This window comes from Pseudalkalibacillus sp. R45 (assembly GCF_052246725.1).
Taxonomy (GTDB): Bacteria; Bacillota; Bacilli; order Bacillales; family Fictibacillaceae; genus Pseudalkalibacillus.
On sequence record NZ_JBQQCL010000001.1, the window covers coordinates 862817 to 885725 of the forward strand.

Below are 22909 nucleotides of genomic sequence, written 5' to 3' on the forward strand. Positions count from 1 at the left end.
CGTCTCGTCCTTTCTATTCCGCTTTCAGTTTTACCGTCGTATAGCCTTTCGCTGGCACTTCGAATGAACCTTCGATCGCTTCAGCTTCTGTTTCATGCAAGTTAACGAGGACTTGTATTGCGAATTGTTCCGTCTCAATCGAAACGGTTTGTGCTTTTTCTGTCGGATTGAAGAGGCGTACGATCACACCGTCCTTATCATGTGCCTGCTTGATTGTGCTCACGAAAACTTGATCATTCTCAATTTTAAATAGGGAGAACTGATCGTCAAGTTGATCGATGGGATACGGGATTTCAAACCGCTCCAACCTCTCTTCAAACGTATTCAAGGTCTGCTTCTGGTACGTCGCCTCGTGCTGTTTATATTGCTCAGTAACCTGGAATAAACGCACCGGATTCAACGCTTCATTTGTAAAAGAGATGCTGTATTCGAATGTGAGTTTTTGCTGTAATTGAGCACCCGGTGTTTTGACGACTTTGTTGTTGATGCCTGACGCACGGCCTGGACGCCATAATAGGTTGTCCCGACCGAGCAATCCGACACTTCGGAACAACGTCAGTGCAATTTCACCGTTTTCCGGTAGCACTTCGTATTCCTTCAACCCTTTTGTGATCAATGCCAGCGCCTGCTCATTATCGGATACTGCTGCGAAATTTTCAAGCGGGTAGATCGGTACAGGTGCTTCGACAAAACCGTCTTCACGCCAGTTTTTAAGGTATGGGTTTTCAGTGCCTCGCTTCAACACGCTGAATGCCTGATCCGCGTAAGAATGCTGTACATTTGTGAATGGTGTGTTTACCTTAACCCGGACGCGGTGATCGCAAATATCATTGTCGATTTCGTGCTCGACACGGACAAACGCTTCCCCTACTCGAAGTTCAAGGCGTGTCAAAATTTCGAGCGTCTTCGAGTTCTTTTTGACTTCACGTTCTTTAAGCGTGCCTGGTACATTCGCTTTGTGTTTCACCGTCATCATTTGGATTCTGTTTCCATGTTCGACGAAAACAAGTTCAGCGTCTTCGATAATGATTTCTTTGTCTCCTTTTAACGGTGAAAAATCATAAGAATCCCCTGCATCCGCGACATTTTCGAACGAAAGCAGTTGCTCGATTGTGCCTCCAGACTCAAAGTTCGTCAAGTTGAGTTTGCCATCTTCAAACGCAATTTTAAGATTATCATTTGATATGGTTGATGAATCGATTTCAGCGACACGATTCACTTTTTCTGCTCCATCTTCCACGACAAATGTCGCATAGCCCATCGCTGGTATGCCGTTCGCTACCAAATGGATTTCAGAGCGGTAGTACCCTGGGATTTCTACCTCTTTGTCCCCTTCAGCCGTAACGACAACCTTTTTACCGCCGCTCATGTACGTCTGATCAGTCACTTCAAATTCGACAACTTCTCCATTTAAGGTTTTAACCGCAAAATCAGGAGAGTTCGTGAAGATGACCGCTTCCATGACACCTTGGTGGGCATAAGGCTTCGTGTTAAAAGTGACAAGAAGATCATTTCGGCCTGCTTTCTTGCTGATTGCTTCAGTCATCTGCTTTTTAATGATGTTGATGAGTCCATCTGCCATCCGGTTCACTTTTTCAAGGCGGACAACGATGTCATGGTTCGTGTCATCCGAATTACAGCCGCCAATACTGTCATGTGCATGGACATCGAACAGCTCTTTCCACATCTGATCAAGCCAGCTTTGCGGATACTTCAGCCCGTGTTTTTGACCGACCACGGCGAGAGGCTCGAGCACATACAGGATTTTGTTTTCGACAATTTCATTTAGCTGCTTGATGTCATACCGCTGCGAACGGATCGTGTTGTGGATCCGTGATTTTTGTGAAGCAAGCAATTCCCCCTCGATCACATTCGGAAAAGTTCCTTCAGACCACGTCTCTTTCATGAAAGTTTCATAGTCAGAAAGCACATACTCATGCTTCTCGTCTTTTTCGTTCAGCTTTTTGATCGTTTCAGGAAAATGGCTACGGACGAAGACCTGGTCGCCACCGGACGGCAGCAACAGGTTGTCCGTGCTTTCGTTTAGTTCCGCAAGCTTCTCGAGCATCGGCCCTAATTTTTCCTCGTAAAACTCGCCCTCAGCAGCTAGAAACTTCCCAGGGCCATAGCCGAGATACATGTAGTTCGTCTGGACCGTTTCCCTGTCCGGAGATTTCCAGATGAAGTTCAAATCACCGTTGATCTGGTCGTTGTAGATCCCCCGCTGCAGGATGCTGTACTCCATGCCGAACCCTTTGAAAATCGATGGCAAGTAGGCGTTCTGCCCGAAAATATCAGGCAGGTAGCCGACCTTCATGCTGTGCCCCATCTGTTCCGCAATCCGCGTTCCATACAGGAGATTTCGGATGAGCGATTCCTTGTTGACGAGCAAGGAATCTGTCTGCGTATACCATGGGCCAACGAAAATCCGTTTGTTTTCGATGTGGTTTTTTAGTCGGTTGTGATCCTCAGGACGGACCTTCAAGTATTCCTCGACCAATGAAGATTGAGCGTCGAACACATAACCTGTGAATTCCTCGGCATTTTCAAGGACGGTCATCAATGCATCGAGATTTTCGACGAGTAAAAGGTTCGAGTCCTCTATCGTAAAGTACCATTCGCGGTCCCAATGCGAATGCGGGACCACGTAGACACGTTTCTGTTTCATAAAAAGCATGCCTCCAATGTCAATGTCAGTAGTTCTAGCTGCTGTTCATGTAATAATCTCTTCAGTTTTTGAGTTGATTTGTTCACTTTCCGGGGTAATCTGTTCACATTTCGGATTAATCTGTGCACTTCTCAAGATATTCTGTTCACTTCCCAAATTAATCTGTTCACTTTTCCACATATTCTGTTCAGTTTCGAGATTGATCTGTTCACTTTTCCACATATTCTGTTCAGTTTCGAGATTGATCTGTTCACTTTTAAAGATAATCTGTTCAAATCTAAAATTTCCGCTTATGCACGTCGTTCTTCACGTTTGATCAGTGCAAATCGGATGAAGATGTTCGCGAATGCGATGAATCCGACACCGACTGCGAGACCGATCAAGTATGCCCAGATGTTTTCAACGAGCGGCCAGCCCCAGAATGCAGGCAGCGGCAGCCATTGGACGGCACCTAGTGCTACTGCAGTAACCGATCCGAGAATCGCACCGATGATGTTAATCGGAATGACGAGCAATGGATTACGAAGCATGAACGGGATCGCACCTTCACTGATTGCGATGAATCCGAGCAATACCGACGTATTCCCTGTTACACGCAAGTTTGCATCGAACACACGGCGGCCGACGACATATTTATCGATGATTGTCGCGACACCAAGTCCGATTGGCGGAATGACGATCGACAATACACGAGCAGTCAATGGATAGATCTGATCCGCTGCAAGACCGATGTTGATCGCTCCAGCCGCTTTGTTGATCGGCCCACCAAGGTCAAATGCTGTCGCAGACGCAATGATCGTCGCCAATACAAGTTCACCAGAACCCTGAGCAGATTCGATTGCATTACTCAAGACAACATTCAATCCACCGAATACAGGATCGACAATATAAAAGTTCAGGAAAAAGATTGCTAAAACACTGACTGCCGGGATGATGAGCATCGGCTTCATCGGTAAGAAGTTCTTCGGCAGTTTGATTTTTTTGTTCAAGAATTTCGCGATATAACCTGCTGTCAGACCAAGGATCAATGCCCCGAAGAATCCAGAAGCGACCTGGTCTTCAAGACCCCAGTACTTGAAGTGGATTCCAGCTGCGAACGCACCGCCGACAAATCCAGGGACGATTCCTGTTCGGTCAGCAAGAGAATAAGCCACAAACGCCGCGAACACAGGGTACATGAACTGGAAGATCAAGAATCCGAATTTATCTAAATGGTGTAAAATGACGAAAAGTTCGTTCGAGTGCGTTGCGAATTCAGGATTTGGCAGGTCGTTGACGAGTCCGAATGGCATCGAGCCAAGCTTGGCGATTCCCATCATCAAACCAGCTGCGACGATGACCGGGATCATGTACGAGATACCCGTCAAGATTGCCTGCCCCATCTCAGCAAGGACACCAGTCTTCTTTTTACCAGGAGCAGTTCCGTTTTCTTCAACATCATCACCGACAACTTTTCCGTCAGGCTTGTTCAAAGCACGTTGTAAAATTTCTTTTGCGTGTTTCAAAGGCTCCGCCACACGTGTTTGTACATACGGCATGCCCTGGAATCGGTGCTTGTCTTTCGGTGAGATGTCCGTTGCGAACACAACCGCGTCCGCACCGTCGATCACGTCAGCAGACAGTTCATCCTCGATCCCGTTCGCTCCTTGTTTTTCAGTCAAAACGCGGATTCCGAGTTCACGGCCCGCTTTTTCAAGTGCTTCTGCAGACATGTACGTGTGGGCAATTCCCGCTGCACAGGCCGTGATCGCGACAACAGTTTTATCAGCTGGAGCGTCAGGAGCTTCTCCTGCAGGCTCGTCCACCTGGTCAAGTGCTTTCAAAAATCTTTCAGGCGTTTTCGCCGCAAGTAAACGGCTGTAATAGGCATCATCCATCACGCGTGTGCTAAGTACAGATAATAAGTTCAAATGGGTCGATCCGGCTTCACCTGAAGGGATCGCCAGTAAAAACACAAGCTCTACTTCGTTGTCAGGATTGACGCTTTCCCACGTAGATAGCTTGTTTTTCAAGCGTGCTACCGCAAATCCAGCTTTTTTAACCCCAGCCGATTTTCCGTGCGGGATTGCAAGTCCTTTTTCAAAACCGGTCGGTGAAATTTCTTCGCGTTCCATTACGGCTTTCAAGTATTCTTCCTTCGAATGAAGGTAACCGTTTTCATCTAATGCATTAACGAGGTTCTCAATGACTTCTTGCTTCGAGTTCCATTCGACATCAAAGAACAATAGGCGTTCATCCGTCATTTGTTTCAGTTCCATCGTTATCACTCCGCTTCATGGGTATTTTGAATAGTATTGATAATAACGCTTACAATTATGTTGTATCATAGGTTTGTCGAATTTTGTTGTACATCCCTTGTACATTTGTACAGAATAAAAGATAATGAGTTGAGACGGAGTTAGTTGGAACAGCAAATCATCTTGAAGAGGAGAAAAAATGATGGGCGTAATCGTGGACCACTTTTCGCAGGCACTTCCCTCTCTGACGCATTCGGAAAAGCATGTGCTCTACCACATCGAGAACAATTTCGAAACAGCAAAAAACCAGTCGCTAACCCAGATGGCAGAAGCGATCAATGTCAGTACGACGACGATCGTGCGGATGTGCCACAAGCTTGGACTGGCTGGTTTTTCCGAGCTTAAATATACGTTGAAAACGTTCGACCTGGAGGATGAGCTGCCCGAAAGCACGCCTGCCATCGATCGCTATATCAGTGGTCTTAACACGACATTGCAACACCTTGGCGCCGAGCATTTTTACAAGGTGAGCGAGATGATGACGGATGCGAACCGGGTGGTGATTGTCGGGGTAGGTTTGTCGAAAATGATGGGGGAATATTTCAGCAAGCTGCTCATGCAGGTCAATAAGCCCACGTTCTACACGTATGAGTCGCATATCATCGACCTGTTGCCGAACATGATCGAGGAATGTGATCTCGTCGTGTTCATTTCGTCAAGCGGGGAAACGAAGACACTCGTCGATATTGCGGAAAAATTGAAGTTCGCCAATCATACGACGCTTGCGATCACTAACGCAGCAGACTCTACACTCGCCAAGCTCGCCAGCTATTCATTGAGCGGAACGGTAAAGCGCGTGCAGTACGCTGGGTATGATCTGACTGCCCGGTCCACACTGCTCGTGATTATCGATATCCTGTTCGAGTTTTTCCTGAAAGAAGGGGTCGAAGGAGAAGATTTGAAGTAATCCGGCGGATTTGAGGTGTAATCCGGCGGGAATCGAGCTTAATCCGGCCGATTCCGAGTGGAATCCGGCCAAAGTTTACTTTTTACACTTTTTTATATAAAAATGACTCCGAGAAATGCCTCCCGGAGTCCATTTATCGTAATTATTGTTTAATCCACTTCCAGGCTTCTACCTCTTCATCCTTATCAAAGTGTTTCGAGGTGATGCCAGGAAGATGATCACCTAATTTAGTGAACTTCTCAATTGAAGATTTCTCACTTACAACCGCAAATTTATTGAACTGATCCCAACGCTTCGTATCAAATTTCATCCCTTCGACGAGACCTTTGAACGTGGTACCATCCAACTCACCAAAGATTGCAAGGACATTGAAATCTTCGTCATTCCCGAAATTGGCTTCTACATACTGATCAAGCTTATTTACATCCTCTTCTCCAGCTTTCCCGTGAACTTCCAAAGCAATCGTTTTCGGATCCTGACTCGGAAGGATTTCGAACATACATCACAACCTCCTTTTTCGTACAAAATCTTAATGAGTGTGCTGTGCTTTCAAATGTTTTGTTGCACCTAATTCTTTTCGCAATATATAAAAATGGAAAAAGTGTTCACCGAGCGCGATGACGGATGCGGTAATAGCAGCTGCCACAGCCATCGTACCTACTTGCATGCCTGTCAGCACGATGCCTACCAGCCAGATCACAATGAAGGTGAGTCCTACATCTGCCATCGTTGCTTTCATGTTCGTGAATTTCGGCAGGATGACGAGATCTCCGAAGATATAGGAAACGCCTCCAAGAACTATAGTCAGAATCACTACGTTCATGATAGAGATGCCGAATCCTAATCCAAGGATCAGATACACGAGCGGAAATGTCATGCCTGCTTTGATCGCGAGTGCTTTTACATGGTCCATGACTTCAGCCTCCTTATAAAAAGAGTTTGTTCATCCTTGACCAATCGTTTACACTCATTCCCGATCCATAGATTCACTCCTTATAAATCTATCTTTATAGTGAATGTTCCCGGGAGACAGAACTTAAAACGTTTTATCAAGATAGCTTTTTCAGGGGTTTGGTCGCAGGTCCTTCGATCACTTTACCATCCGTATTAAACCGCGAGCCATGACATGGACAATCCCACGATTTCTCACCGTTATTCCAATTCAGTTCGCACCCCATATGCGTACAGGTCGTATCGACAAGGGTTGTTTTACCTGTCGAATCCTTATAACAGCCCGCTCTTTTTCCACCCACTTTGACGACAGCACCTTCATCAGGTTCCAGCTCTTCAACCTCATTTGTTCTTCGATCAAGTTTTCCTTTTACGAATTCTTTCGCCACATCCACATTTTCAACCGTAAAATTTTTCACATCAGACTTGGCGTTGAACCGGGAAGGCTTAAAGAGCTCTGTATAAGGGTTTTCCTTTTCACTAATCAAGTCACTGATCAATTGAGCAGCAACCGTTCCGAGGGTCATGCCCCATTTTGTAAAACCTGTCGCAACGTGGATGTTCGCATTTTTCTCCGTAATCGGCCCGATATAAGGGACCTGATCGAGGGTTGTCATATCCTGGGCAGACCACCGATGGGGTATCTCAGTAATTCCAAAATGTCCATCCGCAAATGCTCGTAAGATTTCATAACAAGCTAACGTATCCTCGATTTGCCCGCTCGTATGGCTTTCACCTCCGACCAGCAACACTTTCTCACCAGAAGGATCAATTGCATGACGAAGCGAACGTTTTGGCTGATCCGCGTTCAAGTACATCCCCTCTGGAATTTTCGAATCGGTCTTGACCGCCAGTGAATAGGAACGTTCAACGTGAAGCCGCGCAAAATACATCCCCTCGAAATCTTTAAAAGGAAAATGCGAAGCGATCACAACATGATCAGAAGTGATTAAGTGATCGTTTTCTGCGATAACTTCAGGTTTCTGCCCCTTCTTAATATCAACAGCTCGTGTGTTTTCGTAAATCCGTACATTTTTCTCTTTCAAATATCCTACTAATGCAGCCAGGTACTTGACCGGATGGAACTGGGCTTGATCATTCATTTTAATAGCTGAAGATATCTGAAAAGGAAGATCCACGTCATCGGTCAAGCCTCCATTGATTCCAAGTTTCTCGTACGCCTTCGCTTCCTTCTCAATCTTTATCTTCGACTGCTCGGACTCCCCATACACAAACGCATCCTGAAAACTGAAATCACAATCAATCTCATGCTCTTTTCGAATCTCATCAATCATCGTTAATGCGTCCCAATTGGCTTCATAATAGAGCTTTGCCTTTTCTTCTCCAATCGTCTCAATAAGATTGTCGTAAACGAGACCGTGCTGTGCTGAGATTTTTGCCGTTGTATAGCCTGTGGCACCCGAAACAATCTGCCCGGCATCCAATAACACAACATCATACCCCTGCTTCACCAGTAAATAAGCTGTCGTGACCCCAGTGATGCCAGCTCCGATCACCGTCACTTCCGACGTCAAATCTTCCTCAAGTGGTGGAAAGGACTCAATTTGGAAGTTCCTCCACAAGGACTGCGATTCGCCAGGCAATCTCATTTTAAAATCCCTTCTTGTCCGAGGATGTTCTCGATTCCTCGCCTGCCTTCTTTGATGACCGATTCCCGCCATTCTTGTTCCTCTGGGTAAAACATGTTTTGGGTTTCAGCGAGAATCCATTGGCGATCTTCTTCTTTCTCCGCACCGTTCCAATACAACTGATTTTCTAAAATGATCGTCGTGAATTCGCGTAGTTCAGCTTCTTTATCAGCACCGAATGTGCCGAATTCGAAAAGCGCCGAGAAGAGATACGTGTCCGGAAATTCCTCCTGTTTCAGTTCGTTGAAATGGTTCGTCGTATCGCCTTTCACATCTTCTGGCGAGAATTTCTTGATGTTTTCCAGCTTATAAAAGGACTTCAACTCTTCTTCACTGCGGGAATCTACTTCTGAATTCACCATCGTGACTTCATTCGTCGGACCGAGCGCGGTGTGCCAATCCATGTGGATCACGCGGTCAAAATCGGCTAAAAGTTTCTTTTGCAGTTTTTTCAAATAAGTCGTCGACGGTTCTTCCGTATGCCCGCCAAAATAGACCCCTTTTTCGAACTGGAACTGCCCCATACTTTTCGCGCTTTTGATTCCGTTGTATCCTTCATTCATCGATCCTTCGCTCAGCTGTGCATACAGATCCTGCTTCTCTTTTTCAATATCCGTGATCTTTCCATTCGGGAGGAAAACTTCACTTTCTTTCGCGTAATTCTCATTCACATCTTTCGGAACGTCCCCGCACACACAGTTCCGGTTCATATCCACATTGTTCTCTGTGACACGGCGAAAATTCCGCATTCCCCATGGATTCACAGCATGGACGAAACAGATCCCCGTCGTTTCAGGATCGACGCGATCGAGGTACTCCTCAACGAACAAATGGATCATTCCAGCGCCGGCATATCCTTCGATCCCATGCACTCCTGAGGTAAAAAAGAGGACCTGGTCATTGGATTTCTGCGCGTCTGAATAGATCATATCAATCGTATTGTCTTTTTCGGCTCCGATTGATTCAGTTAACAACTCCGCTTTCGGCCACTTCTGACGGATTTTATCTAGATGGCCCCGGAACACTTCCCGAGACTCTTCATACGTTTTTTTAAAATAAACTTCAGTTTCTCTCATGTCCACTACTCCTGCCTCATAAAGTGATTTTTCTTGTTACTCAAAGTCATCCGGGTTCTTTTCACTTTCTTTATTTTTCTTTTCATCTTCTACTTCTCGTTGAGGCTCGATATCACGGTCGCGATCTTTTTCCTTCTGTTTTTGCTCTTTCGAATCTTTATTTTTATCAACCACGGTCATCACCTCTTCCATGTCTGTATGTACATACTCATTCCTAGGTTTGGAACCAGTTAAACTTCCATTTTATATAACAGTGAGGTTTAACATGATTGACACATGGATACACCAATCAATAGTAGGCAAAGAAAGTTGAAAAGGCAGGATGGACATGGCTGATTTTACAGATGAACTCCTCGAAAAAACAAGTCACCGGACAGCACCGCTCCCCAAGCAGCAATGGAGATTGACTCAGCGATGGGACCATTTGCTGTTCATGCATTTCCCTGTTTCAACGGAAATGCTTAGAGGACATGTGCCGTCATCCCTAGAGCTGGATACATTCGAAGGGCAGGCATGGATCGGCATAATTCCTTTCGCTGTAAAGGATATGAGGATACGCGGCCTAATGAGAATCCCGTTCTTTCATTCTTATTTGGAGTTGAATGTTCGGACGTATGTTACCTATAAAGGAGTGCCAGGTCTCTATTTTTTCAGCCTGGATGCCAACCACCTCCCTGTCGTTCTTGGGACGAGGATATTGTCTCTACCTTACTTTAAAGCTGGGATGTCCATTGGGGTTGAGGGTGGAGTCATTGATTACTCAAGTTCGAGGAAAGGAAAAACATCGACCATTTTTAAAGGTAGCTATCGTTCTATCTCCGAACCTTTCACACCAGATGAAGGTAGTTTGACGTATTGGTTTCTTGAACGGTATGTTTTATGGACTGAAAAGGGGAAGAAATTATTAAGAGGAGACATCCACCATGAAAGATGGAGGGTTACAGAGGCAGAAACCAGCATCAATAGGCTCATGTTCCCACCATTCCAGCTGGACCCACCAACGTATACGCACTATGCTGCATCCCAGCGTGCCCTCTTGTGGCCATTGGTGTCTGAAGAAAATGAACCTAAAAAAGACTCGAGCGGCGTGCTCTGAGTCCCTTTTGTTGCGATATTTTTAGAGTTTTGTCTGATTCAAAGGACGGGCTAGATTGCAGCCTTCTTCGCCAACGCAATCCCCCCGCACAGTCCAGCATGATCTCCCAATCCTGGCGCCACAATGTACTCGTCGATCTTCTCGAGGATGTTTTCGTGCTGGATGTAGCCGTTCAACAGCTTCACCACTTGCTCCCGAACAAGTGGAAACAGATGCTTTTGTTTCATGACACCACCGCCGAGGATCAGACGTTTTGGCGAAAGCACCAGGATATAGTTCACCAACGCCTGCGCGATATAAAACGCTTCGAGCTCCCAAACTTCCATTTTATCAGCCAATTCGATGCCTTTCTGACCCCAGCGAGCTTCAATTGCAGGACCTGCCGCCAATCCTTCCAGGCAATCACCGTGAAACGGACAGCCGCCTTCATAAGCATCTTCTTCATGGCGACGAACCCGGATGTGTCCCATTTCTGGATGCAGCATCCCATGAACGATCCGCCCTTCTGAAATCGCGCCGACTCCGATCCCCGTTCCGACCGTCATGTAGAGACAGCTATCAAGACCACGCGCCGCTCCCCACTCCATTTCTCCAAGCGCAGCAGCATTCACATCGGTATCAAACCCGATCGGCACATCAAAATGCTTCTTCATTTCACCGACAAGATCAGCATTGCTCCAGTGCTTTTTCGGCGTTGTCGTAATGAATCCATATGTAGGATTATCCGGATTCAGATCAACAGGACCAAATGAACCGATGCCTAAAGCTTCAATCTCTTTCCCTTTGAAAAATTCAACCACCTGACTCAACGTTTCTTCTGGTGTTGTCGTCGGAATCGTGATTTCTTCGAGGATTTCACCGTTTTCATTCCCGATACCACACACAAACTTCGTTCCGCCAGCTTCAATCGAACCGTACATTATCCAGGTCACTCCTTTCTTCATCTTTATTTTATCAAATTAGAAGTTTTCATATAAAAAAATGACCAAAACTGTATGTCAGCTTTGGCTAATATCCTTAAATACTATTATCAATTATTCCTTCATTAACTGCAAACTCTAGTTGGTATGTTCTTTTTTCACCTGGCTCTAAGTATGTTAGTGTTCCATTTTGTTGTTCAACTTCTTGACCTTCTACTAAACAATTGGAAGGTTCAATTCCTAATACATGCATCTTTTCGCCTGGCATCTTCCACTGGATTAAATTAGGCAGTGTATCTGTACACCATTTTAACGTAACAGTGATTGGGATCGTTTGATTGAATAGAGTCGGGAAGTTTGGATTGAGAATAGAAACATGGCTCCAATTATCCTGCTGCTCATTTAATTGGATATCTCTATGATAATAAACCTTTTCCTTAATATTGCTCTCAGGGCTCTGCCATCGGTCATAATTCTCTTTAGATACACCTTTATCTCTTGATTCCACCTTTTTAGAGGGAAAGTAAACCTTAGTCTCTTCACCCATCAATGGAAATCCAAAGTTAAAATGATATAATATCATATGGGGCGCAGGATGGAACCCTATGTTTTCCACTTCATCTTTTAAAAAGAACCTGTTTTCCCCCATTCTGAACCGGAATTCCCTTCTCAATATTAGAGCAGGTCCGAACATACCAACTTCTTCAATCTCACCTCTTAATACCATCTTATAGTCGTCACCTTCCCAATGGCTCCAGGTCGAAATATGCTTTGCAGGAGTATGGTGGGCCCTGCCATGTAACCCGAGCATTTCTTCAGGATCGGTGACGGCTCTGGAAGGCGTACCCACCTGTGAAAGACCACATGTCATTAATAGACCACCAGATGCGCTGCGTAACCAATCTTTTCCGTAAGATTCATAGAAAGAGGGATGACAATCACCATTTGGAGATTGCCATGACAGAGGAACACCTCCAAATTCAGTTAAAGATATATCGAACCCCTTAGTTGGTGTGACATAAGCGGTTAAACCACTGCCTGTCCGAACCTGGATCTGTTCGACACCTTTCTCATTTCCTTCTACTAATTCAAGTCGTTTCAAGCCCCCGATTTGTTCAATTCTACCAACTCGTGCTTCGAACTCCTGTCTTGTCCAAGAACGGCCAAATAGTTCCATACTTTATTCAGCCACTTCGGGAATTCTTGAAATTCTCGGGTCTGTAAAAATATCGAATTCATCATGGCTTGTACTTGAAAATTCGGATACGACCGCCCCATCTACATCTGCTTGAAACCAATGAAGTGTATTCGGTTCAATAGTGTATTGTTCGCCAGGGTTAAGTTCAATTTCATGAAAAACCGTATAAGCACCTTCACTGCCTTTTGGAGTATAACCCAGTATTTTCTCAGTTGATGGTCCTTCAACATATAACCATACCTTTCCCCATCGGCATCGAAAGGTTTCCTGTTTCCCTTCTTTCCCCCCTATAGTAGGATGTTTGTGTTCGGGACAGGTTTGTTTCGGAAATAAGACAAGATCCTTTGCACAGTATCGGTCAGTATTGATGTAGGTGATCAGTTGCAATCCTGTTTTGGTGAGCTCATTGAGCCCAAAGTCCGCAACTTCAATGTTCTTTTTCTCCTCTTCTGTTAAAATAATTCCTGCTTTAGAAAGAAGTTCAATCGTCTTTTCCTGGGCCTCACATTGTTCTTGTTTCGTCATCAATTTGAGTTTCCCCCATCGGATTAAGATTTTTTGGCCCCAACCACATCTCCTCAGTTGTGTTGGATATCCATTTACTCATGTCGAGCTTGATAGCCTTTGTACGCCATTTCCCTTTGATTCTCTGCTGTACCTTTTCCATAGAAGGAATCGTGCTTGTTGCATCGCTTCCTTCTACATTACATGCCCCTACACCGACAGCTAAACGTATTGTTTCATCAAGAGAAAAAGACTGTACCATCCCCCCTAAAAAACCTGCGATTGTACAGTCTCCCGCACCTGTAGTTCCAACTTCCTCTACTTCAAAGCAGGGCACCACTAATTCTCTTCCCAACCAACTGGACGTATTCTCTGGTATTGCTTTTCCTATTCGCTTCAACCTATCCATGCTTTGAGTGGTACGTATATATAGTCCATTTTCTCCTAGTTTCAAACCTATTATCGCTGCTCCCATTTCCAGAAGTTCATCCCCGATTCTGGTGAGATGCTCAGGTTTAATACATTGTAGACCGTTCTGTTGTATTTCGATAAATAAAGATCGATCCATCATGTACAGGATTTCTTCAATGTTCGGCATGAACACATCTACCATAGGTAAACACTTTTTTAAAATCCCCTTCCATGAAGCTCGTCCTGCCTCAGATTCTGGATCTGGAAGAGCCATATCCAAGGAAACGGTAATCTCTCTCTTTTTTATTTCATATAAAATCTGAAAAAGTTCATCACCCTGGTTTTCGTACATGTTTTTCATTAATGGAGGATACCCAAAGTGGAAAACCTTTGTATCTTTCAGCGCCTCATAATCGATATCAAATTTTGAAAATGTATCGTTTACTCCGGCGCAATGTATAAATGTACGGTCAATCCCTGGTTGACTCAGAACGATCGAGTAAGAGGTCTGCCCTTTTGGAGTAACACACATTTTTTGAACGGACTTCACCCCGTCCTTGGACAGTTGATTCAACAGGATCTCTCCAAAGTAATCGTCACCAATCTTTCCTACCAAAAGCGAAGATACCCCGAGTTTGTGTAATGCGATACCCGTATTGGCAACAGCACCTCCAGTCGAAAAAGCAACGGAACCAGATTCGATCAGTTTTCCAGGTTCAACAGGTGTACAACCTTTTATTTCGGGCAATAAATCAAGGCAAACATGACCAGCAACCGTTACTACTGGCGATGAATTCAGCCGATCCATGTGCTTTCCCTCTCCTTGGATAAGTCTACGGTTTCTCCAGTCAGATGAGAACATAAAGCGGCTGTAAATACCTCATGACTTATACTAACTTCCTGTGGCGAAGCACATGTGAAAGATTGTGCCATCGTTTCCCGATTTACAATTTCATCTATAAATGCTGCCCACATCTGTAAGATAGAATCAGAAAAGCCGAATTCAAAAATAGAACCCGTTATCGAATCGTACGCAGATTGATACGGTACATCCATTGTTTGCCAACTTTGATTACCACCAAGGCGGTACTCCATGAAATGAATTTGTTTTGGTTGTTTCGTAGAGTATTCACAAGAAAAATCCGTTCCATGAATAGTTAGGTACCAGGTATTCGCATGCCCAGGAGCGATCCGCTTCATGTTCAAAACCATAGGAAATGAGTTTATCTCCTTTTCTACTTCACATAAAAGTGTAACATTGTCCCATGTTTCACATTCTTCCATTAATCCATCATCATTCGTCCGCTTTGTTATGATGTTGGAAAGGATCGCCCGTACGTTTTTGGGAATCCAACCGAACCTGAGCGGCATGTGAAGGACATGTAAGCCTAAATCACCCATGCATCCATATTGTCCGTTGAAATCGATCTTACGTTTCCAATTGATCTTTTTATTGGGATCTAAATCGCTACTATGTAAAAGCCCTGCTTCTACATTGAGGATTTTCCCGAACCTTTCCTCCTGGATCCATTTTGAAATGATCTGTCCCCCTGGGAAGAAAGGGAATTCCGAGGAAGCTCGGACAACAAGATCAGGATGTTTTTCAATAACATTCAATATCTTCTGGTTTGCTTTCAAATCAATTCCAAATGGTTTTTCCCCTAATAAATGTTTCTTAGAATTGATGATATCGATATACAGCTGTTCATGAAGATGGTGTGGCACGGCACAATAAATAGCCTCTATTTCCTTATCTTTTAATAATTCATGGTAATCATGTGTCACCAATTTTAGTGAGTGGATGTTGTCTTCAAACCATTCCGTTGCGTTACTGTTTGGATCACAAACGCCAACTATTTGAGGTGAAAAACCCAAATTTAATAGATGGCCCCACCGATTGACAGCACTAGCAAATTCCCTTCCCATTAGTCCGCATCCGATAACACCAAACTTAACGATGCGTTTGTTCATAAGAACCCTCCTCAAGAATACGCATAGCTGTGTTTACATCCTCGTTTTTATGGACAATAGCCATGAAAGCCCGGGTCATTGCTTTCGGGTTTTCGTGCTGGATGACATTCCTGCCATACACAATCCCCGAGGCTCCCTGCTGGATAAGGGCATAAGTCCTTTCTAAAATCTCTTTCTCAGAAGCTTTGCCGCCTCCTCGTGGTAATACGGGTTTTCCAGAAGCAGCTTCTACAACTTTATGGTACATCTCAAGATCATCACATGGGTCTGCTTTGATGATGTCTGCGCCTAATTCGGTTGCCTGACGAACAAGGGGGATGATTTTTTGGATATTTCCATCCACCATATACCCTCCTTTTTCATCATTAGGCAACATGACTAAGGGTTCAATCATTAACGGCAGACCGTATTGCTCACAGGCTGGTTTAAGCCGGTTGATATTATCGATACAGCTTGCATGTAATTCAGGCTGCTCTGGTATGAGGAATAAATTTACCACGATACAGGCAGCATCCATCTTAACAGCCTGTTCCACAGCTTGATCAATTAACTTCGAAAATAAATACGACGGTAATTCACTACCATACACATTTGCCACGTCCGGTCTTACTACAAGGGAAGGCTTTTGTTTTCCAGGGATTTCTTGCAGGAGCATTGCTTGCCCTAAACTAAGCTGAATGGCATCTGGGTTGGCTTCCACTACAGTCGTAATGGCTTTCTTCATATTTTCGATACCCGATAAAAAACTCCATTCATTAAAGAAACCATGATCGATCGCAACATTGAAACATCGGCCATCGTCTCCAAATAATCGATTTATCCTAGGGATGACACTCATTGTATTCACTCCTTTAAACTTCGTATGGTTGAACTTGTGATTTGAAGTCCACCAAAACAGTTTTAATTTCAAGAGGCTTAACATGTAATTTGATTTTTTCCTCTTGTACCAGTTCACCTTCAGGCTCTTCAAGTTAAATTCTTATCAATTTTCGTTACAATTCGGTCAGCCTCAAGCGTCAATTTAGATGCGATCAAGATATCTTCATGGGTAATCGAGCCTTGTTCGTCTTTGATCCGTGCAATGAAATCTGTACTGACATTCGCGGAGGGCTGTGGACATTGTATAATCTGAGTTGTTTGCTTATGGGCAGTGAATAGAAACAGGCTATCTTTAGTGATATACGGATCTCCCTGAAGCCTAAGTTCCGCACACCCCTTCGTTCCGGTTATGAAGACCCTTCCATCTCCCCAGGTCCAACTGGCGGAGGGGGTATGCCAATCCACGTACAATTGAACCGGCAAATTATCATCCAACAATACTTGCATGGAGGCTGTATCGAAGAAATCAGGATATTCGTCCAGCATGTTCTTTGTCATATATCCCTGTATTGTCGTGATTTCTTTTTTAGTTAACCAACGCAGAAGGTCAAAATCATGGATAGATAGGTCAATGATGATTCCACCAGATTCATCCTTGTTGAAAAACCACTCTTCTCTGGATTCTTTTGCTAACCGATGGGGTTTGCGCATGGAAATGTGCGTGATATCACCGAACTGGTCCGATTGAATCATGTCTTTTAAGGTCATGAAAATAGGCTGGAACCTTTCCGTCAACATCACACCAACTTGAATCTTTCCATTGTCTATAATTGTATTTAATCTTTCATATCCTTCTTCTGATGTGATAATGGGCTTGTCAACCATGACATGGATTCCGTTATTTTCACAAAACTCGATGATATCTATTTTGGCGCTGTTTTTAGAAGCACATCCAATGATATCCAGATCCCGTGCAAGCAAATCTTCCAACCTATCAAATATCGGTATTTGGAATTTTTCGCTTATTGATGTACTAAGATGTATGTTCGTATCCTCATAAATCCCTGCACAATGATGGCCCAATTCCAGCATTTCTTGAATGAAATCTTGAATATGAAAATGCCGACAACCAATGATCGCAAATGTAAATTCAGACAATTTATCCACCTACTTAACTTCAACTTATGGTTTTATGATTGGTTATCAACCCTTTACGAGAATACCAGGGGTCATTATCACGGATGGGAAGTTTCACAATTTCTTTATCGAAAGCCGATTTGTATATGGCAGTAATAACCTCAAGACTGTTCCTTGCCTCCAATCCACCGATAGACGGCTCTCTGTCTTCCTGAATAGCTCTTACAAAATCCTTAATCAATTCATCATGCTCATTTACCTTGTCTGATTGTAAGTTGTCCAACTTTTTTATTGCTTCGATTTTATTCGGATCCCCCAGTAAAGGAAATCCATTGAAAGATTCATGGACCTCATTTACTTTAAATGGAAATCGTAGTGTTTTGTCATGTCCTGAAAAACACATGCTGACCTCTGGATCAGCTACATTCAATGAACATAACAATTCTCCCCTGGTCCCGTTGGCAAACCAAATTGTTGCCCTAATATGATCCTCTACTTCCGTCTTATGTTTTACTGTCTCCATATCCGCATAGACACTTTTGACCGGACCTAAAATTTCTAAAAATAAATCAAGAATATGGATACCTTGATTCATGAGGACACCGCCGCATCCTTTTTCCCAGGTACCCCTCCAAGCTTTCTTGAAATACGAATTCCCCCGCCAGTATAGACCACGCATCTCAGCAAAGTAGATGTGACCTAGAAAATCATCTTGGATAAGTTGTTTGATTTTACGAAAATCAGGATTGTAACGGAGTTGCATTGCCACTCCAATCTTCAGGTTTGTATTTTCCGTTGCACGGAGTACTTCATCACAATCTGCCAGAGTGGGAACGAAGGGTTTCTCGCAAAGCACATGCTTACCCTGGCTTATTGCTTTCAACACATGATTTTTATGGAGATAAGGAGGTGTACAAATTGAAACAATGTCAATATCATCACGTTGCAATAACAAATTCATGTCGGTGTAAACTTCTATATCAGAAGGGTGATGCCGAACAAATTCGAAGGCGCTTTCACGATTGACATCAGCCACTGCTCGTAGCACACATTGGTCCCTCAACTCGTTGTATTCATTCACATGGGCATTTGCTACTTCTCCACAGCCGATAATACCTATCCCTAATGGTTTGTTATTCATTAAGATCCGGACTTTCTAGGACCTTAAATGATAATCCCTGAATTTTCTTGGTTATTTTAGTATCCGATTTATTGTGAATAAAGGTTATAGTGATCTCTTCATTTGATCTGTTCATTAGAATTACTTTCTCACCATCCACTTGCAGCTCAATATGGAACCCTTTATGATCTAATTGTTCAGATTTGATTTTCCACCGTCCTTTATAAAAGCCACTTTGCTCACCTGGGAGTTCCTTTTTCCATTTGTAGGAGCCTTGAGCGATTTCGTTTGAACCGTCAAAAAGATCAATGGATTTCTCCTTGATTTGACGCTTTGCTATTACATATGTGGTTTCGGGGCTGAAGTTGGCGAAGACTAAGTAATTCCTTTTTGTAATTACCTGCACTTCATCATAGATGGTATTTAAGTAAAAAGTACGCGTTGCTTCTTCCAACGTTTCAGTTGCGGTTTGATTCGGCATCGTTACGACAGAGAACAATGGCAAATGACTGCTTTCCTCAAATGAGCCCTTACCTATGTTATTCAAGATCAAAAGATCTTCTATGCCCTTCCACTTTTTATATTGATGCTGGTTTTCATAAGTTACACCGTTGGTCCCTTTTAGGAGGTAACCTATTTTATCGTCGACGTTTAGAGATTTGATTTTTCCAAAATTCACTTTCTTATTTGGTTCTGGACCTATGAATCCTTTAAACTTATGTTTCTGATCGGACAGGTGAATTGTCCTTTCTCCCGGAGCCAGATGCTTCATTTCCCTATAATTCTCATTTCGAATTCCAATTACGCCTGTATAGGCTTCTTCAATGTCACATGATTCTTTGAAAATTATCTTTTCCATGTAAACACTATGTCCATCAGGCAAAGAAATTGCTGCTACTTTCTGTTCTACTTCTTCTTTCCCACGATGTATCGTTGCTGTCACTGCAAAACCATCTGGATATTCTTTCAGAGAATGCTTGGTAGTCCTTCTGATGACTTCTTCGTTTGAAAGCCCCCTATATTTTTGTGGATTTTCAAACTTGACCAGGCCAGTGTAACTATTGAACAATGGCGTTATGTTCCATAATCCGTCCTGTGGAAGGGTCAGGAACATGACATTATTCCGCCAGCTGAAGCTGGTGAACGTATCCGGAGTTCGGTGGGTCACAACACATCCATGAGGGTAAGAGTACACCCCACTTTTCGATACCTTGAACTCAGATTGGTTCACAGCTGCAGCTCCTTCACCTCCAAATAAGTGGAGAAGATAGGAGTTTACAAGATCTAATGCTGAACCAGGCTCGAAATCCTTAGAGGATTGTGAATGACTTTCATTGAACGAATGATTTTCTTCCTCTAACAGGCAGCCTTTGCTATTACTCTTTTGTATGGCTTCAATGATTTCTAAACAATTTCTTTCTAAGAGCGCAGCATCTGGATCGTTATGCAGGACATTCAAAACAGAATGGGTGAACTGCCTTTCATGGTGCCGGTTATACCACCAATCCTGTCCTTGGATCGGTATTGCAAGACCATCGTGCTGGGCCCAAATCTTCACCGTTTTCTCGTATAAGGTGGAATTATTAAAAAGCGCACATGGTTCGATGGTGGTTCCACTCATCAAAGCAAAAATTGCATGGCCTGCACGCAGGTTAATCCCAGCACATAAATAACTCGGATGGACAAAGGCATGGTTTTCAGTCGTATAGTCTGGATGAAAAGTTATTGTTTTTATATCCTTACTAGATAATCCATCAATGAGACCCGATCGTGAAGCTAAGCGATCCCAATAGGTCGTCACCGTGTTAATCGACCAGTTTTCGAATCCCTTTTTCCATTTCTCATGGTTAGGGTGTTCTGGGAAAAGGCTCATCGCAGTCCCTATTCCAACAGAGGTCCAGGCATTTTCTTCACACTGGGTATCATAGTAGCTCCCGTTTCGCGGCTCCATATCACAAAACGTGTCTGCATAATTTCCGACAACCTTCTGGACCATTTCTTTCGTTTCGAAATCCAGTTCATCCCATAACAGCCAGGCAGCCATAGCAAAGGACGAAATCGACCGGCCATTTTGACTTGCCATGAAAAAGTTATCCCCTTTTCCACCCCATTTCTTTTCACTTGTATATTTATTCGGTCCAACTACTCTCACACAATCAGCCGGGCCAGTATCATGTGTGAACCCCATATACCGAATGGATTTCACAGCCATTTCTTTAACTGTTTCACGTCGTATACCTGTCAGCTTTTCATCATAGTCTCCAAGAGTCCCGACAACAGCAAAAATCAATGTAGTTGAAGCGGTCTCAGAACTGTACCAAAAGTTGCCTCCAAAAAAGTACCCGCTGTAAGGACGTATATCCCATTCAGTGAACTCCTCTTTTGCATAAGAAATCCAGCGAAGAAGTACCTGGTAAAATCGCTTCGACAACTCATTTTCTTTCGCATCTTCCCATCGGAGAGGGGTTATGTTCCAGATTTTCGACTCAAATGTTGATTCCAAGTTCATTCACATCCTTTGAATTGTAAACCTTCTTTTTACAAGGAATTCCGAACATGACAACCTTATCAGTCGTTTGATCGCCTTCATTTTGTGTCAAAGGTTGATAAAGAATGAAAGCTTTATCCGAAACCGCTCCTTCTATTTCAAACTCACCATCTGAATGTATATGCTTAATGTGTATTGTTCGTCTGTAACGTTCCCATTCATTGATTTCTTTTCCGGTCCAAAAAGGAAGGTTTCTTTTCTTCGCTTCTTCTACGAACTTTTTGAAGCCTTTCCGTACATCTTCATTCCTATGAAGATGGATTTGGTGGAATAAGAAATGCGCAACGCCTTTGACCTCTTTTACTTGATCTAAAAGCGGTTCAATGATCGAATCATCCGCCCATTTCCCTGTATTCATATCAGGTGTCAAGAATCCAAGCTGCAAGACATTGTACAAACGGTTCTTGTCATTAGACCATGCAATCGGAAAATAGGGATGACACGTACCACAACTGAATCCAAGATTGCCTTTTTTACTCGATCCACGGGTCTGGTCCGATTGGATTCCGTACTCTTCACACCATTCAAAAAGCTCCCCCCAGCCTTCAAATCGGGTTAGATGATTTTTATTGGACTGGATGTTTACCATCGGAAGATCATCTTTCAACGATTCGAATTGCCTTTTAAACTCAAGCCGCTCCCAATGACCTTGGTCTACTTCTACAGCATTGTAATGAAAAGCAAGTTCATGGCCGGACTCAATAACCTTTTCATATATTTCCTTACTGTAACCCGGAAGAATCATGCACCACGTAGAATGTATTCCTGCTGTTTCTAACAGTTCCAAGGTGGTCAGTGCATGCTCATCCTGGTTGTAATCACTGTCATGGGACATGAGCGCTACACTATCAATACCCTCTGGCCAAAAACCGAGGAAAGGAAGGGTATGGTTATCTGAAACACAGAGCTCAACCATTTTTCTAATGAGGATTTCCCTCCATAAGTCAGCATGAGGAACCGCAAAGTATGGTAGTCCTGTTTCAGTCCTGTCTCTGTCTTTTTCCCAGTCAAGTACAAACTGATCGTCTACTTTAAGTACTCCATCATCGACCGCTGCTGTCCCATCCTTGGCTGGGGTTCCATCCTCAAACAGAGGCTCGATCCCTTGGTGGAGGTTTACGATTGTCTCCGCGATGTCGACACTGCACCTGACCAATCTGCCTTCTCCAATCGAGAACGACTGGAAAACTGAACTCTCATTTGTAGAACCATATGAAAGGATACCCTCTTCTTCCGAATTTTGTTGAGGAGAATGCCATGGAAGTGCTTTAAGAACTTTTAGTTTTTTGTATTTATTATCGGCAAACAAAGCATAGCCGTCCGTAATACGTTCTCCCCTCATATGGTCGAGCCGGTTTGCAAGACCGTTCAGATTTGCAAAAGCAAGAACCGTTCCTCCATTCCGTACATATGTCCAAATATGATCTAAGGACTCCCTTGTTTCAGGGACAAAACCCGCTAAGATCAATTCATAGGAGTCATCCACTTCTTCATATGACTCTATTTTTTTATATGGGATACGAAAATGTTCAAGTATTTCGTATAAATAATAAGAGAAGACATTCATACCATATGCCCAATACCTCTCTGCATAAGACTCATCAATATACACACCTACATTAGCGATCTTAGTCATC

The 22909-nt window shown here is 43.6% G+C and carries 19 protein-coding genes; 2 read left to right on the top strand and 17 right to left on the bottom strand.

Features of this window, described 5'->3' with window-relative positions:
* Window positions 1–13: 13 nt before the first annotated feature.
* Together ACTWQL_RS04155 and ACTWQL_RS04160 are read right to left on the bottom strand one after the other, a co-directional pair.
* Window positions 14–2677, bottom strand: a complete 2664-nt coding sequence (locus ACTWQL_RS04155; RefSeq protein ID WP_443141146.1) for a glycoside hydrolase family 38 N-terminal domain-containing protein — start codon at window positions 2675–2677, stop codon at window positions 14–16.
* Window positions 2678–2958: 281 nt separating this feature from the next.
* Window positions 2959–4926, bottom strand: a complete 1968-nt coding sequence (locus ACTWQL_RS04160) for a fructose-specific PTS transporter subunit EIIC (protein ID WP_443141147.1) — start codon at window positions 4924–4926, stop codon at window positions 2959–2961.
* A 181-nt stretch (window positions 4927–5107) separates the two neighbouring features.
* On the opposite strand from ACTWQL_RS04160, the gene ACTWQL_RS04165 reads away from it, so the two are divergent.
* Entirely contained in the window at window positions 5108–5872 is a 765-nt protein-coding gene (locus tag ACTWQL_RS04165; RefSeq protein WP_443141148.1) for a MurR/RpiR family transcriptional regulator, read from the top strand.
* A gap of 142 nt (window positions 5873–6014) precedes the next feature.
* Here ACTWQL_RS04165 and ACTWQL_RS04170 read toward each other — a convergent pair whose 3' ends face one another.
* From ACTWQL_RS04170 to ACTWQL_RS04190, 5 genes are all read right to left on the bottom strand, one after another.
* Window positions 6015–6371, bottom strand: coding sequence for an STAS/SEC14 domain-containing protein (locus ACTWQL_RS04170; protein WP_443141149.1), 357 nt, complete (start codon window positions 6369–6371; stop codon window positions 6015–6017).
* 30 nt (window positions 6372–6401) lie between these two features.
* Window positions 6402–6785, bottom strand: coding sequence for a YndM family protein (locus ACTWQL_RS04175; protein ID WP_443141150.1), 384 nt, complete (start codon window positions 6783–6785; stop codon window positions 6402–6404).
* Between the two features lie 136 nt (window positions 6786–6921).
* A complete protein-coding gene (locus ACTWQL_RS04180; RefSeq protein WP_443141151.1) occupies window positions 6922–8433 on the bottom strand; it encodes an FAD-dependent oxidoreductase in 1512 nt (503 codons plus the stop codon).
* Complete coding sequence (locus tag ACTWQL_RS04185) at window positions 8430–9548, bottom strand: M14 family metallopeptidase (protein ID WP_443141152.1); 1119 nt, start codon at window positions 9546–9548, stop codon at window positions 8430–8432. Before ACTWQL_RS04185 ends, ACTWQL_RS04180 begins: the two co-directional genes overlap by 4 nt.
* 36 nt (window positions 9549–9584) lie before the next feature.
* The gene (locus ACTWQL_RS04190; protein ID WP_443141153.1) at window positions 9585–9722 is read right to left on the bottom strand and encodes a hypothetical protein; all 138 of its coding nucleotides are present in this window, start codon (window positions 9720–9722) and stop codon (window positions 9585–9587) included.
* A gap of 154 nt (window positions 9723–9876) precedes the next feature.
* Here ACTWQL_RS04190 and ACTWQL_RS04195 point away from each other — a divergent pair, with 154 nt between their 5' ends.
* Window positions 9877–10644, top strand: a complete 768-nt coding sequence (locus ACTWQL_RS04195; RefSeq protein ID WP_443141154.1) for a YqjF family protein — start codon at window positions 9877–9879, stop codon at window positions 10642–10644.
* A gap of 50 nt (window positions 10645–10694) precedes the next feature.
* Here the strand turns inward: ACTWQL_RS04195 and ACTWQL_RS04200 are convergent, their stop codons facing one another.
* The 10 genes from ACTWQL_RS04200 to ACTWQL_RS04245 form a co-directional block, all read right to left on the bottom strand.
* Window positions 10695–11564, bottom strand: a complete 870-nt coding sequence (locus ACTWQL_RS04200) for an ROK family protein (RefSeq protein ID WP_443141155.1) — start codon at window positions 11562–11564, stop codon at window positions 10695–10697.
* Between the two features lie 97 nt (window positions 11565–11661).
* Complete coding sequence (locus ACTWQL_RS04205; RefSeq protein ID WP_443141156.1) at window positions 11662–12741, bottom strand: DUF4432 family protein; 1080 nt, start codon at window positions 12739–12741, stop codon at window positions 11662–11664.
* Between the two features lie 3 nt (window positions 12742–12744).
* Entirely contained in the window at window positions 12745–13287 is a 543-nt protein-coding gene (locus ACTWQL_RS04210; RefSeq protein ID WP_443141472.1) for a D-lyxose/D-mannose family sugar isomerase, read from the bottom strand.
* Window positions 13265–14485, bottom strand: coding sequence for a carbohydrate kinase family protein (locus tag ACTWQL_RS04215; protein WP_443141157.1), 1221 nt, complete (start codon window positions 14483–14485; stop codon window positions 13265–13267). Before ACTWQL_RS04215 ends, ACTWQL_RS04210 begins: the two co-directional genes overlap by 23 nt.
* A complete protein-coding gene (locus tag ACTWQL_RS04220; RefSeq protein ID WP_443141158.1) occupies window positions 14473–15648 on the bottom strand; it encodes a Gfo/Idh/MocA family protein in 1176 nt (391 codons plus the stop codon). The genes ACTWQL_RS04215 and ACTWQL_RS04220 overlap by 13 nt, the downstream gene beginning before the upstream one ends.
* On the bottom strand, window positions 15629–16486 hold the full coding sequence (locus ACTWQL_RS04225; protein ID WP_443141159.1) for a class I fructose-bisphosphate aldolase: 858 nt from the start codon (window positions 16484–16486) through the stop codon (window positions 15629–15631). The genes ACTWQL_RS04220 and ACTWQL_RS04225 overlap by 20 nt, the downstream gene beginning before the upstream one ends.
* Before the next feature lie 128 nt (window positions 16487–16614).
* Complete coding sequence (locus ACTWQL_RS04230; RefSeq protein WP_443141160.1) at window positions 16615–17625, bottom strand: Gfo/Idh/MocA family protein; 1011 nt, start codon at window positions 17623–17625, stop codon at window positions 16615–16617.
* Window positions 17626–17644: 19 nt separating this feature from the next.
* Window positions 17645–18745: a Gfo/Idh/MocA family protein gene (locus tag ACTWQL_RS04235; protein ID WP_443141161.1), complete on the bottom strand. Its 1101-nt coding sequence runs from the start codon at window positions 18743–18745 to the stop codon at window positions 17645–17647.
* Window positions 18738–21227 carry a hypothetical protein gene (locus tag ACTWQL_RS04240; protein ID WP_443141162.1) on the bottom strand — a complete coding sequence of 830 codons (2490 nt, stop codon included), beginning with the start codon at window positions 21225–21227 and terminating at the stop codon, window positions 18738–18740. Before ACTWQL_RS04240 ends, ACTWQL_RS04235 begins: the two co-directional genes overlap by 8 nt.
* Complete coding sequence (locus ACTWQL_RS04245; protein WP_443141163.1) at window positions 21211–22908, bottom strand: hypothetical protein; 1698 nt, start codon at window positions 22906–22908, stop codon at window positions 21211–21213. The genes ACTWQL_RS04240 and ACTWQL_RS04245 overlap by 17 nt, the downstream gene beginning before the upstream one ends.
* Window position 22909: the final 1 nt, after the last annotated feature.